Origin of the sequence: Dactylosporangium sp. NPDC005572 (genome assembly GCF_040605515.1) — a bacterium.
In the GTDB taxonomy this organism is placed as follows: Bacteria; Actinomycetota; Actinomycetes; order Mycobacteriales; family Micromonosporaceae; genus Dactylosporangium.
On the sequence record NZ_JBEXCY010000287.1, the window covers coordinates 1 to 12,898 of the forward strand.

11 protein-coding genes and 1 pseudogene are annotated in these 12,898 nt (G+C 67.2%); 3 read left to right on the top strand and 9 right to left on the bottom strand.

Annotated elements, in window-relative coordinates; translation table 11 throughout:
• Positions 1-8 precede the first annotated feature (8 nt).
• From ABZS66_RS56480 to ABZS66_RS56490, 3 genes are read right to left on the bottom strand one after another with little or no spacing between them, the layout of a single operon-like run.
• Complete coding sequence (locus ABZS66_RS56480; protein WP_354772406.1) at positions 9-752, bottom strand: DUF2156 domain-containing protein; 744 nt, start codon at positions 750-752, stop codon at positions 9-11.
• Entirely contained in the window at positions 752-1,579 is an 828-nt protein-coding gene (locus tag ABZS66_RS56485; RefSeq protein ID WP_354772408.1) for a hypothetical protein, read from the bottom strand. The genes ABZS66_RS56480 and ABZS66_RS56485 overlap by 1 nt, the downstream gene beginning before the upstream one ends.
• Positions 1,580-1,620: 41 nt before the next feature.
• Positions 1,621-2,487 carry a hypothetical protein gene (locus ABZS66_RS56490; protein ID WP_354772410.1) on the bottom strand — a complete coding sequence of 289 codons (867 nt, stop codon included), beginning with the start codon at positions 2,485-2,487 and terminating at the stop codon, positions 1,621-1,623.
• Positions 2,488-2,688: 201 nt separating this feature from the next.
• Here ABZS66_RS56490 and ABZS66_RS56495 point away from each other — a divergent pair, with 201 nt between their 5' ends.
• Positions 2,689-3,144 (top strand): HAMP domain-containing protein, encoded by a 456-nt coding sequence (locus ABZS66_RS56495; RefSeq protein ID WP_354772412.1) that lies wholly within the window; start codon positions 2,689-2,691, stop codon positions 3,142-3,144.
• A 214-nt stretch (positions 3,145-3,358) separates the two neighbouring features.
• Here the strand turns inward: ABZS66_RS56495 and ABZS66_RS56500 are convergent, their stop codons facing one another.
• Complete coding sequence (locus ABZS66_RS56500) at positions 3,359-4,777, bottom strand: transposase (RefSeq protein ID WP_354772414.1); 1,419 nt, start codon at positions 4,775-4,777, stop codon at positions 3,359-3,361.
• 194 nt (positions 4,778-4,971) lie between these two features.
• A pseudogene (locus ABZS66_RS56505) lies at positions 4,972-6,287 on the bottom strand (NF041680 family putative transposase); the annotation flags it as partial.
• Positions 6,288-6,451: 164 nt separating this feature from the next.
• Between ABZS66_RS56505 and ABZS66_RS56510 the strand changes: the two are divergent.
• Positions 6,452-6,964, top strand: a complete 513-nt coding sequence (locus tag ABZS66_RS56510; protein WP_354772416.1) for a sensor histidine kinase — start codon at positions 6,452-6,454, stop codon at positions 6,962-6,964.
• A gap of 269 nt (positions 6,965-7,233) precedes the next feature.
• Here ABZS66_RS56510 and ABZS66_RS56515 read toward each other — a convergent pair whose 3' ends face one another.
• The 4 genes from ABZS66_RS56515 to ABZS66_RS56530 form a co-directional block, all read right to left on the bottom strand.
• On the bottom strand, positions 7,234-7,860 hold the full coding sequence (locus tag ABZS66_RS56515; protein ID WP_354772418.1) for a TetR family transcriptional regulator: 627 nt from the start codon (positions 7,858-7,860) through the stop codon (positions 7,234-7,236).
• Between the two features lie 997 nt (positions 7,861-8,857).
• Positions 8,858-9,454, bottom strand: a complete 597-nt coding sequence (locus tag ABZS66_RS56520; RefSeq protein ID WP_354772420.1) for a TetR family transcriptional regulator — start codon at positions 9,452-9,454, stop codon at positions 8,858-8,860.
• Between the two features lie 640 nt (positions 9,455-10,094).
• On the bottom strand, positions 10,095-10,598 hold the full coding sequence (locus tag ABZS66_RS56525) for a TetR family transcriptional regulator (RefSeq protein ID WP_354772422.1): 504 nt from the start codon (positions 10,596-10,598) through the stop codon (positions 10,095-10,097).
• Between the two features lie 243 nt (positions 10,599-10,841).
• Positions 10,842-11,411: a TetR family transcriptional regulator gene (locus ABZS66_RS56530; protein ID WP_354772424.1), complete on the bottom strand. Its 570-nt coding sequence runs from the start codon at positions 11,409-11,411 to the stop codon at positions 10,842-10,844.
• Positions 11,412-11,881: 470 nt separating this feature from the next.
• Between ABZS66_RS56530 and ABZS66_RS56535 the strand changes: the two genes are divergently transcribed.
• The gene (locus ABZS66_RS56535; protein ID WP_354772426.1) at positions 11,882-12,700 is read left to right on the top strand and encodes a PrsW family intramembrane metalloprotease; all 819 of its coding nucleotides are present in this window, start codon (positions 11,882-11,884) and stop codon (positions 12,698-12,700) included.
• Positions 12,701-12,898 lie beyond the last annotated feature (198 nt).

The window sequence follows — 12,898 nt, forward strand, 5'->3', positions numbered from 1 at the left end:
CCCCATGATCAGTCGATCATGTTTGAGAAGCTCCACGAAAGCGGGGGTGGCTCAGACCAACCAGCAATGTCCGCGGCCGGGATCCAATGGCAGAAGCCGGCAGGGCGGCCGTCGGGGCCGTAGGCGACTGCGAGTAGCAGACCTGTGTCTGTTGGCTCGAACAACCGGGACAGTGTCATCGAGAAGCCGCGTTCCGCCCCGCCCTGCCGGGACTGCGTGGCCAGGAACCGCAGCTCACCTTTGAGATCGGCAGGCAGCGTCGCCGGGTCGTGGAATCGCACGGTGTAGCCGGCTTTGCGGACACGGTTGTAGGCGCCGCGTAGCGACTTCATCGAACGCCCTTCCAGGCTGAACGAGGCGCAGTCGACGATCGCCTCGTCGCCGAGGTATACCGGGTGCATGCCGGCCGCTTGGTAAACGGGCAGCCAGGACTCGGCGGCACCGACGACGGTAACCGGCCAGCCATGACGGTCGGCGAACGCGGTGGACTGTGCCCACGCGAGTGCGTGCTGGTCGGGTGGGCCGATCGGATCGGGCGAGACCAGGCAGACGCCGTCGCGCACGTCGTAGGCCACGACGCAGTCGCCGGTGAAGAACCGAGACTTGTCGTCCCGTAGAGCGAAGTAGCCGAGAGTGTCGCCACCGTGCTCGGCCACGATCTGGCGGGCCTGCGCGAGATCGGATCGGCGGTCGGCCGGGCTGGGCGTGCGCCGTAGCCGAGGGCTTAGCAACAGCCAGCCTACGATCAGCATCAGACTGAGCCGGCCGCGATCAGCGCTGGAGTGATGAACGGGTACGACAGGGGGAGCGAGTTCCGTCCGGCGATTCGCTCCGCGATGGCAGCTGCGGTATGACCGGTACTGCCACGGACTCGGGTGCCGGCCACCAGGACGGCGGTCAGCGCTGCGGTGATCACGCCGCCGGTTGCGAGCACGTAGGCGGCCCGCCTGGCCTGCCGGTGGTCGGGGTGGGCCGGGAATGCGGTGCGGTTGCGCGCGAGCCACCCCGCGAGAAACAGCGTGACAACAGCCTCCTCGACGTCGAGTCCTTTGAGCAGGTGCAGCAGCGCTGTCGCGGTTAGCAGGACCACCGCGACCGCCCAGGCCAGACTGCGGCCACGGTGCAAGCCCCATGAGATCAGCAGCAGGAAGGCGCTGACGAAGACGACCGCGGTGGCGGCGGCCTGCGGCGCGGCCACCGGCAGGATCTCAAGCAGCGCGGCGAGCCGACCGCGCAGCGGCGCGGTCACGGCCGACACTACGCTGAGCAGCGCGACGGCCGCGACGAGCAGCGCCGCGGAGGTGCGGATACGACCCGCCCGTGCCCGTGCCGTGAGCGGCTCGGTGGGTAAGGGCCACGCCGCCTGGCCGGGCAGGGTTGCAACCACTTCCGGCGTCCTCGGTACGGTGGGCTGTTGACGGGTGACGAGCCGTTCGAGGCGAGTGGCGTCGCCGGCCGGGGACTCTGCCACAACTAGGCGGAAGCGCAGATCACGGTCGACGTCGAGCTCGACCCAGGAGCGACGCAGCACGGTGGCGAACACAGGCGGCAGCAGCCAGCGGGCGCGGTGCTGCTCCACCTGCCTCGTGCCGCCCCCTGTGTTGGCATAGAAGCCGTCGACTACGGCGGAGAGCTCGGGCTGGTGGTGTGCCCGGTGATCAGCCCGGCAAGACCCGAGGCCGGAGCGCCGCACAGCGCTGCTGCGGCGGCCTTTGGAATGGCGTTGAGTCTCAGGCCACGCGGGCCGAAGCGGCTGCTGGCCATCGCCTTGTAGACGTTACGGGCCAACAGCAGCGCCGCCACCAGTAGCAGACCGGTCTCGGCGACGATGCCGAGCCCGGCCAACACCGTCCACCGCTCGACCCGCATCGTCGCAGCGTGCCCTGCGAGCTCCCGGACGGTCGCTGGTATGCGAAGCAACACGGTCAGCAGGACTGGTACCAGCAGCCACCACAGGTGCCGCCCAAGCTGCCGGTACACAAGCCGGGAGGCGATGTACCGGCCGATGGCGTTCGGGTCGCCGAGCGCGCTGACGTCAGTAAGCAGCGGCGTGCATCGCACCTCGGGCAGCACTTCCTGCACGATGTGCTGGCCGAGCGGTGAGTCGAGCGGATTTCGGGGGTCTGCGAAGCGGTTCGCCGGGTCGAAGGCGTGCCCGTGTTCGCAGCGCACCACCCGTGTTCCCAACGGGGTGGTGAACGCGAGGTCTGCGGTCAGCGCGCATTGCGCGCCGAGCCGCACCGCGAGTACTTCGGCGGAGACGCCGTCCCAGGCGATTGGCCCGTCATGGTTACCCACCAGCACAACAGCCTCGCGACCCGGAGTGTTGGTGAAACGCCGTACTGCCGACGTCAGGTCGGGGTGCGCGTCGAGTGCACTCGTGACGGAACCATCAGGCTCGCCCCACAGTTCGAACGTATCGCCGTTGAACACAACCGCGCCGGGGCCGGTCCAACGGTCGAGCCGGGTAACGAGGTCCTGCTCCATCAGAGTTGTTGCTGCGGTTCGGGCGCTCTCGAGGTGAAGGTCGCTGCAGCCGAGGACGGTTGCGTCTGCTTCGAGGTGCATTGTGCGTCGGTCGGGCACACGTGGATCGGTCTCGGTGGCCGAGCGGTTCGCCGGTTCATCGGTCCTCGGGTCGCCTCCTGCGGTGAGTCGGGTGCGGTGAGTAGCATGCGTTGCGCGGGTGTGGTGGCCAGGACGGCGGCCGCGCCGACGGCGGTCAGCAGTGCCAGCGCGGCGGCCGGGGTTTCCGCGCTGGGCATCGCCGCGCCGATGCTGGTCGCGATGGTTGCCGGGGCGGGCTGGGTGGCGATCCGGGCCGCACTGCGGCCGGTTGACTTGCTCACGCGCGAGACCGCGATGATCTCCAGCCTGGATTCGCCCAAACGACTGCCGGCCGTCGCTGGTGGTGACGAGATCGCCCGGTTAGCTACCACGCTCGACGACATGCTCGGCCGGTTGCGGGTGTCCTTCGACCGGGAGCGGGCCTTCGTCGATGATGCCAGCCACGAGTTACGTACCCCGATTGCGGTGCTACGCGGTGACATCGATCTTGCCCTCGCCGCGCTCGCCGACGCCGAGTACACCGAGACCGAGCAGTCTCTGCTCGCCGCCCGGACGCAGGTTGTTCGCCTAACTTGATCTTTAACCTGTGCGGCGGGGTCGGGGATCGGTGGGTTTCTTCTTGTTGGGGTTCGCTTTTGCGGTGTCGTTGCTGGTGACGGTGTGGACGTCGTGGCGGCGGGTGGGGCGGCGGTTGGGTCGTCCGGGCGGTCGTCCGGGTCCTGGCTGAGAAGGTTTCGGCGCGCTGGCGGGACAGACGGGAGGCTGTCGCGCAGCTTTCGATCTTCAACTGTCAAGAGGTCCGCTGCCTGGCATCGTGGCGGAAGATCTTGTTCAGGTTGTGCACCGCGCCGAGGAGTTTGATCTCGGTGTCGACCGCGGCGGTGCCGCGTTGGTGCACGCGGCGTCCGAACCGCTGGAACATCTGAGCGAAGCCTGGTTCGACGAGGGCGCCGCGGCGGGCGTAGAGCTGCCTGCCTTCGGCGGATGCCAGCCGGGCGGCCATCTCGCGGTGGCCGGCGGGGACGTTGTGCCCAGGTGGCGTGGTCACATTGGTCTGCTCGTACTCCTTGGTGATCGAGACCAGCAGCGGGAGATCGGCCAGGGCTGCGAAGTTCGCGGTGCTGGCGTAGCCGCTGTCGGCCAGCCACGCCGCGACGTCGCCGGTCAGCCCGGCGGCTGCGCAGTTGTGCTGAACACGTCTGATGACCGGGACGAGTGCGGTGGTGTCGGCAGGGTTGTCCTGCAGCTCGATCGCGAGGAGAACCTGGTTGCGTGCGCAGGCGATCTGCACGTTGTAGCCCTGCACGTAGCCGCCGTGCTTGCCGAGCATGAGCCGTGACGCCGGATCGGTGAGCGAGGCCCTGGCCGCCGAGGACGGGATCGGTCGCGGGTAACGCGCACGGTGCAACGCGGCCCGCGCCCGGGCGAGGCGAGCCTGCTGAGCAATGACCTTGGTCTTGGCCTCGATACTGACCGGCGGACGCCCGGCAGCGCGCCGCCGTCCCGCGGCCTGATCCTGCAGGGTCCGGCGAGCGTAGTCGGCCAGCCGCTGCTGCTGGCCGGCCGTGACCTCGGCCAGGCGCGCCTCGGCTCTGGCCACCATCCGCTGCGCGGCCTCCACCTTGATCCGGATCTCGCCCGCCGAGGGCAACGAACGCTCGAGCAGCTTGTCCCGGGCCAGCCGGGCCCGTGTCACGCGATCGCTGAGCTGCGACAGCCGCCGCAGACAGCTACCTGCGGCCATGAACCGATGGCGCCCGGCGGCAGCCGCATCGTCTGCGTCCTCCGCCATCTGGTCGAGTTGCTCCTCACCGTCGGCGATGACGGCCTCCAAGGCGTCCAGGCTGCGGTTGGCTGAGCGTGCGGCCGCCGCGTGCATCGGTGAGCCGTCCACCGCCACTGCGGACAGGTCCACCAGCCCGCGTCGGGCGCACAGTGCCATGACCTGCACGAACAACGCCTTCAGACTCTCGCGGTGGCGGCGCAGGAACCGCGCGACGGTGGCATGGTCGACCTGCTGGTTGCCCGTGATGACGCGGCACCCCACGTCATCGACGCAAGCGGCCTCGATCTTGCGCGTGGAGCGCACGCCCTTGCAGTAGCAGTACAGCACCAGGCTGAGCAGCACGTGGGGCGGATATGCCGCCGCGCCCTGACCATCGGCACGATAGCCGCGCAGGAACCCGGACAGGTCGAACCTCGCCGACAATCTTCAGGACCTGCCAGCACAGATGCTTCGGCGGCAGCCACCCACGCAGGTCATGCCTGGCCCGTGCCGAGTCATCCGGGCTGCAGGGGATGAAGTTGTAGGCCACGGAACGACATGATCGTCCACATTGGGCGATCAACAACAACACCCTTGACAGTTGAAGATCGAAAGCTGCGCGACAGCCTCACGGTCGTCGTGCGGAGGTGCCGAAATCCGCGGCGGACCCGGGCTGGAGTGAGTCGTTGGGGTGCTGCGGGTTTCTCCCAGGGCCGTCGTAGGTCGGCGGCGAGTGGGCGGGCCAGTCGCAGCTGGGTGCAGGCGGCGATGATCAGCCAGGTCCACCGGTCCGCGGCGTGCGGGTCGCGGAGTTTCGGCACGGTCCAGCCGAGGGTCTGTTTGAGCAGCCGGAAGGTGTGCTCGATGTCGAAACGGCGCAGGAACGCCTGCCAGAGCAGGTCCACCAGCGCCGTATCCGGGTCGTGTCCGGTGTCTCCGGTGTCGTCGCCGATGCTGGTGGAGTACCACAGCCAGACCGGTTTCGCGGTCGCGCCGGAGGGCAGCCGGGCCACGTCCAGGCGGATCAAGGTGCCGGGCAGGATCGGCAGGTCTGGGCAGTCGGCCCAGGCGGCGCGGCGGGTCAACCGTGGGTGCAGGCGGTGCCAGGCCCTGGCTGTTGCGGCGCCGTAGAGGCGGGTCCCGGTCGTGGTTGTGTCGTGGTGGTCACGTCCGGGGTGTCCCAGCTGGCCGGGTCACCGAAGATGAACTCCCCGCCGTGGCGGCGGGGCCGGCCCAGTTCTCCCGGCAGCCGGGCCGGCGCGGCCCGGCGCAGGACTCGGTCCGACCGCAGCCGGGCCAGGACCCGGACCGGCAGATCCCGTAGCAGCCAGGCGAGGCGGGCCGCGTCGTAGCCGGCGTCCATGACGATCCAGATGTCCGGGTCGCCGGGCTGACGGTGCCCGGCCGCCACGAGGCCGGCAACCACATCACGCACCTGCCCAGCGGTGACCGCAGCCAGATCGGCGCCTGGGACGAGCCGGACGGCGTCCAGCGGCGCGGTCCACGAACTGCGGCCCGTCTCCAACGCGACCACGAACGAGTACGGCCACCCGGGGACTCCGACGTGCTCGCCCTTGCTCCGGCCAGCGGTGTGACACAGGATCCGCTCCGGCGAGCTATGCGCCTCCGGCCGCAGCCAGCACGTCACATCCACCGCCAGGACGATCCGGCCATCAGCCGCACGCGGCATCGGCGCCGACACCAACGCCGACCGCAGCCGTCCGACGTCCACCCGACCGGCCGCCAGAGCGTCGTACAGCGCGCCGTGACCACGACGATGCTCCGCGACCAGCGACAACGCCGGCAGCGACCGCACCGGCCCGTCCGTGCACAACACCGCGTCAGCCAACTCAAACAACGCATCGCCACGAGCAGTCAGACAGTGGTACAGCTCCCCGCGGAATGTCCCGAGATCCCCAACCGCGCCGCCACGCCCACCATCATGCACACTGATCCCTCGCAGCCCTTGATCGGATCTTCTTCCCTAGACAAGAGGAATGATCAATCAAGGGCTGCACCCTCGATCAGCCGGGGTCGATGCCGACCGACCTAAGGTTAAAGATCAAGTTAGGCCGCCTCGCCGCGGACTTGCTGCTGTTGGCCCGTGATCGAGCGGGTGTGCTCGTTCTGTACCGCGAGCCGATGGACCTATACGACCTAGTGATACACGAGACGCGATCCCTTGAGCCCGTTCTCGGCCTGCGGATCATCGTGCACGCATCTGCGGACCGGGCCGGTGCGGCGGACAAGGTCGGCTACAAGTCCGGTTGCCTTATTGAGACCGACGCTGATCGGGTCCGGCAGGTCCTTTCGAATCTCGCCGCCAACAGCGCGGCCGCCGGCGCTGCCGAAGTCGAGGTCCGCGTCGGCCGAGCCCGGCATGAGGGACACGGCTACGTCGAACTGGAATGGGCTGACGACGGCCCCGGCTTTCCGGCAACGCTGTTGGAGTCGGCGTTCGAGCGGTTCGTACGTGGCACGACCGCCCGCAGCACGGGCGGTGCCGGGCTGGGACTGTCGATCGTCCGTGCGATCGTTGCCGCACACGACGGTACGGTTGCGATCCGCAACGGCCGTCCGTTGAGCGGCGCCGTCGTCACGATCCGGCTTCATCCCTCGGCCAGAGGGTAGCCGCAGGCATCCATTGGTGAAGGACGGCAGGGTATGGGCCTCGTCGTGCCAACTGGACGGCAGACCGGTCCGTGGAACTCGTCCCGCCCACCCCAGCCTGGAGTCAGCAGGGGTGGGTGTAGGGACTCGTTGTCAGCACGCCGAGCCTTGTTGGCCGGTCTCACCCGGTCTAAACTGGTGTCCTGGCGTTACACCTGCACGTGCCCAGAACCTTGTCCCGTGCATGTTATGCAACTGCTGGTATCCAGCTCAAAGAGCGATTGCTGCGGCTACGGGCGTCGGCCGTCCGGCTCATGGCGGGCGAGTGCGACGTCGTCGTTCGTTGGTGGTTCCGCCATGAGAAGCGTCCGTACAGCGTCGGTGAGGACGCGGCGGCGGTGCGTCCGCGAGACGGTCGTGCCCTGGTCTTGCAGTTCCGGAAAAACGAACGCCCACAAGAAGGACAGATGCAGCACGAGGTTCAGCAGGTCGAGCGGCTGCCGCGCGGACGGCAACAGGCCCGCCCCCTGAGCTCGCCGTATCTGCATCAGCTCATCGTGGATGGTCTCTGAGAGTGCTGCGATCGTGTCGGCTGGACTCACTCGCTCCAGGCGATACCAGATGGCCAGCCGGGCGATCCTGGGGTCGTCTTCATAAAGATCGAAGAGTCGCCCGGCGTACCCAGGAAGGTCCCGCACGTCGATGGGCGTCTTGTTGGCGGCCTGGCTGACGATGCCGTCCAGGACTGCGTCGAACAGCTGTTCCTTGCTACCGAAGTAGTGGTATATCTGCGCCTTGTTCGTCTTCGCAGCACCGGCGATGCGGTCGATGCGGGCACCTGCGATCCCGTGCGCGGAGAACTCGTTGGCAGCCGCGTCCAGCAGCCGCCGTCTTGTGGCTTGCGAGTCTCGGGTCATGCCCAGATTCTACTTACTAACCGGATAGATAGGGAGAGCAGTCATGCACTGCAGCGCCGGCCGAGAGAGTGCGATGGGCCACTCCTGTTGGACAAATGTAGCTTCAAGCCTGATCGGCACCGCCGGAACCAACCGATCGCCGGTGTCAACCATCCGGATAGTTGATTAGGGTCGTTGGTCGGCACCTGGCCTCGAGCTGACCAGACGAGGAGTTGCAGTGATGACAACCGCGGGCGAGAGACGGCGCGATACACAACGGGAGGGCAGTGACCTAGCGCGGCGGTGTTCAGGACCGGGAACCCGACCGCCGTTGGGTGTTCTCGCGCTCGATGGCGGAGGGGAAACCGGCATCGCCGGAGGCAGGCAAGGGGGCTCGCTGCTTTCAGCAAGCAGGCAGGCTGCGCTGGAGGCGGTCGCATCGTCCGGAGTGGCCCCAGACTTGTATGCGTCAAGATCGATGGAATGCGCTGCGTTTACGTGCCGCTGCCTCGTCACGGGTCGGCCTGGTCGGGGAGAAGCCTCGACGTCATCGTCTGCGTCGGGATTGCCGACCCTGACCTTTCGAAACATGGCCGAGGGTCCCGTGTCTGACAAGCTCGAAGCCACGACAAAGCCTATTGCCTCATCGAGGGTGTTCCCTACGGTGTCGGGAGGTACCGGCGGCCAGGAAGCGATTGCTGGAGCTTGCGCCGTCGCGGCAAGAGTGACGTTCGACAACACCGCCCTCCTTAGGCCTGGCCGCGCCGTGGGCCCAGTGGGTCAGTCCCGGGGCCTGAAACGGCCTGGTAGCCAGCCGCGTCGTAGCGGCGGGCAGCACCCCGGACCCAGTCGATGCTCTGCGCGAATCGTGCCGCAACGCCGGGTCCGATGCCAGCATGGAACGCGACCGCTGGGCCAGCGGATCGGACAGCCAACCGCCTCAACACCGGCGGGGCCGGCTCTGGTCACGACTACATTCCACCGGCGGCCCAGGCGGCGCTTCCGACGCGTTCGGGATCTACGAGTCTGTGTCGCTGCTCGATGGCATGTCAGAGATGAGCAGCGCCTTGACGGCATCGGTGAGCACGCGGCGGCGATGTGGCCGTGTTGTCTTCGCGAACTGGCCTCTCAGCTCCGGGAACACGAACGCCCACAGAAAAGTCATGTGCAGCACGAGGTTCAGTAGATCGGCTGGCCGGTACCGGGTGGGCAGGGTGCCGGTCTTCTGGGCGCGGCGGATCTGCTGGAGTTCGTCACGGATCGTGTCGGAGAGTACTTCGAGCTGGTCCGGCTCTCCGGGTCGTTCCAGGCGGTACCAGGTTGCGAGTCGGGCGATCCGGGGATCGTCCTCGTAGGCGTCGAACAGCTGTCCGGCGTATTCAGCGAGGTCGTCGACGTTGATCGGCACGTTTCCGGCGGTGCGGGTCACGACGTCGTTCATCACGGCATCGAACAACTGGTCCTTGCTGCCAAAGTAGTGGTAGATCTGCGCCTTGTTGCTCTTCGCTGCAGCAGCGATCCGGTCGACCCGTGCACCCGCGATGCCGTACGCGGCGAACTCGTCGGCGGCGGCGTCGATCAGCCGTTGCTGGGTCGCTTGCGCGTCGCGATTCATCACATAACTGTAACCTACTAACCGGATAGATGAAAAGTTTGCTGGAATCGGTGGCAGGTCTCGAATGGGTGACGACCTCCGCTCGGGTGCACGGCTGCGCTGGTCGGCGACTATCTAACTGACTAGTTAGGTCACCTTGGAGTGTGGGTCGGCCGGGCACCGGTGCATGGTAGTCGCGGCTGGGACGGCGGGATCCACTTGGAGGATCCACATCGGGGGAGTGTGTGGGTCAGCTTCCTATCACCGATCGCCGGACCGGCCGGCGACCTCGACGGGGCCACATCGAGACCCCTCAGGCTGTGGCGACCGATGCGGGATCGACGGCAGTGCCTGCTCTCGAGATGACGACACGCTGGCCCGATCGTTCGACGAAGCGGACTATCCCATCTATGGGCAGCAGTTCGCTCGGCGAACCGGGAGGCGATAGTCTCTGGGTCGCGGAGATCGTGCGTGTTTGGCAGCGACGACCAGCTCGCCGCCAAATTGCTGCCGAGCTGCCCGCCGTCATTCAGTGCCGTGTGGCAGCGTTGAACGCGAGCAGCGTTCGGGCGACGGCCGCCTGCGGGGTGTCGGCCTGATCGTGGGTGGCCCACCAGGTGAGTGCGGCCATGGTCGCGGACTGCACGCCTGCGGCGACCCGCTACCGGCACCAGGTCGCCTCGCCTGCGCCGAGCCGGTGTGCGAGAAACTGGGCGATCTGCCGGCGCCAGTGTTCGAATGGCTCCGAGTTTCGGGCATGCAACTCGGGCGTCGCCGCGATGAGCCGCAGCCGCGCACGGGTTGTCTCGGTGTCCTCACGCCCCTCCTCGAATCCGTCAACCAGCGTCGTGGCCAGGGCTTCGAGAATCCCCGTCTCGGTGTCGATCTGGCGGAGTCGTTCGTGCAGGTCTTGAAACGAGGTGTCGATCGGGCACCAGACGATGTCCGCCTTGGTGGGGATGTATCGGTGCAGAGTGCGGACGCTGACACCGACCTCAGCCTCGATCCTTCCCATCGAGATTCCGTGGTAGCCGTGCTCATCCAGTGCGGCGACAGCGCGCCGGCCGGGGACGATGGCCCCGGTGGTCCGCCGGCACCTCGACGAAGCGGACGTCCATGGTTCGCGGTGTCGCCTGGCAGCGGGTCGTCCGGCGCTACCCCGCACTTTGTTCGTCGAGGCGGCTGAGACTCGGCGGGGATTCGCGCCGCAGCACGCCTACGCTGCAGGTCACGGCACTGGCGCCGAGGCTATTGGCGCCGCATCTCGGAGTGGTTCTAGCCGGGTAGCTCTCACGGACGGGCCTGTGTCCGCCGGCTCGCAGGACACGGCTCTATGGCGGCTGTTGAGGCACCCGGGCGGGCGTCTGACGTCAGCTCACCATGCCCGGTCGTGCTTGTTGCTGCGGGGTCAGGTCAATATGCGGCGAACGGCGTCGGCGACAATATCGCGGCGTTGCTGACGGGCTGGCGGGCGGATCGCGGCGCTGAACTCCGGGCCTGTCGCGGCCCAGAGCGCAGCGACGTGCAGGATGAGGGCCAGCAGAGTCCCCGGTGCGTAGTGCGTCGGGAGAACGCCTTCAGTCTGTGCTCGAGCGATAGAATCGACCTTCTCCCGGAGACTGCTCACGATCTGCGGGGACGGCGATCGGTTGGTGGCGTACTCCAGGCGGTACCAGGTAGCGAGGCGGGCAACCTCGGGGTGGCTGTCATAGCCATCGGCGAGTGTTGCGGCGTAGCCGGGGAGGTCGTGGACATCAATGGGAATGTCCTGGACGACCTTGGCTACGAGGGTGTCGAAAACCGCCTCGAACAGTGCTTCCTTGCTCCCGAAATAGTGGTAGATCTGCGCCTTGTTGGCGTTGGCGGCAATGGCGATCCGATCTACCCTCGCCCCAGCGATGCCATGCGCTGCGAACTCGTCGGCTGCTGCGGCTAGCAGCCGAGCCCGTGTCGCATCAGAATCTCGCAATATGTTCATAGCGCTACCCACTAACGTTTCAGTTGGCACCCTATGCCGCCCAGGCGGAGTTGTCAACTAACCGGTTGAACCGTTGGGCGGTTGTTCTGGTACGTGGACCGCCGTCGGCAACTCGGCTGGCAGCACGCCCGCCAGGCACAGCCGCCGCGTAGCAATGCTCGATGAGTAGCCGGCAAGCCGACATTCGGCCAAGCCCACCCACTCCAGATAGGCGGTCCAGCGCCGTCGTCGAACGTCGGGCGATGACCACACCGACCGGAGAAGACGACCGAGTAACCGAATAGCTCGCCAAACCTGCCCAGCCCTGCATGGACAGGATCCTGGCCGTGGCGCTCGGTGTTGGTCGGTGTCCAGCGTAGGTTCCGCGGCTGTCTCGTGACCTGCTTGCCAGGTACAGGCCGATCCAGCCAGCATCGCGGAGGCACTTCGCGTAGGGGATCAATTCCCGCATTGGCGCTAGACTCACGGCCATGACCAGAACGCGTAGGTGGTCGTGGCTGCTGGTGCTGATCGTCGGCGCGGGATTGTATCTTCTGGTGCTGCGGACACTGGTGGCCACGAAGAACCCGAACTTCGTGCCCGCTCTCATCCTGCTCGGCGCTAGTGTCGTCCCGGCGGCGTTCCTCGCATTCACCCAGGCTCGGTCAGGGCACTGGCGGGTGCCGGCATCGATGCTCGCGATAGTGGCTTTTTTCGGTGGCGTGATTGGTGTGGTTGCGGCGGGAACGTGGGAGTATGACGTGCTACGGGACCTCGGCGTGCTGCCGATGGTGTTCGTGGGGCTGATCGAAGAGGTCGCCAAGCTCATCGTGCCCGGGGTGGTGCTGTTCGCCGTGTTTGCCCGCCGGGGCCGTCGTGAGCCCGCCGATGGCCTCGTCGTCGGCGTGGCAAGCGGGATGGGATTCGCCGCGCTGGAAACAATGGGCTACGCGTTCACCGCGTTGCTGGCCGCGAAAGGCGACCTCGGTGCCGTGGAACAGACCCTGTTCATCCGCGGACTGCTGGCCCCAGCAGGCCACACCGCCTGGACTGGCCTGACCTGCGGCGCGCTGTGGGCTTTCGCCGCCAACCCCCATCTGCGACAGTTCCTCACGCTCGCGGCGACTTTCGTGGGCGCGGTCACCCTGCACACGGCGTGGGACAGCCTCGGTACAGTTTGGGGCTACGCGGTCGTTGGCGTGGCCAGTCTCACCTGGCTGACGGTGCAACAACACCGATACCGGACGTTCGACGACCGCCATCCGCGTATAGCGTCGCAGCGCCGCGCTCCCAGCGTTCTTGCTGGCTGACCTTCCGCGCATCAGGTTGCTCACGCCGGACACTGGCCTTTGTCGGTATGTAGTGTCCGGCGGGATCAACAGTGCCGCCAGCTCCCGCAGCGCATCAGGACACCAACGCTCCACACCGGACACGCGCCCGATTGAACATCGCCCCATGGAGGCCACGTGCACGTCGATCTGGACACCCTCGCCACCGCACTCTACGTG

What these genes read in the sequence shown, in the direction of transcription:
- ABZS66_RS56480 (WP_354772406.1), bottom strand. Translation starts at nt 752, where the DNA reads ATGCTGATCGTAGGCTGGCTGTTGCTAAGCCCTCGGCTACGGCGCACG.
- ABZS66_RS56490 (WP_354772410.1), bottom strand. Translation starts at nt 2,487, where the DNA reads ATGGAGCAGGACCTCGTTACCCGGCTCGACCGTTGGACCGGCCCCGGC.
- ABZS66_RS56515 (WP_354772418.1), bottom strand. Translation starts at nt 7,860, where the DNA reads ATGACCCGAGACTCGCAAGCCACAAGACGGCGGCTGCTGGACGCGGCT.
- ABZS66_RS56520 (WP_354772420.1), bottom strand. Translation starts at nt 9,454, where the DNA reads ATGAATCGCGACGCGCAAGCGACCCAGCAACGGCTGATCGACGCCGCC.
- ABZS66_RS56530 (WP_354772424.1), bottom strand. Translation starts at nt 11,411, where the DNA reads ATGAACATATTGCGAGATTCTGATGCGACACGGGCTCGGCTGCTAGCC.
- ABZS66_RS56535 (WP_354772426.1), top strand. Translation starts at nt 11,882, where the DNA reads ATGACCAGAACGCGTAGGTGGTCGTGGCTGCTGGTGCTGATCGTCGGC.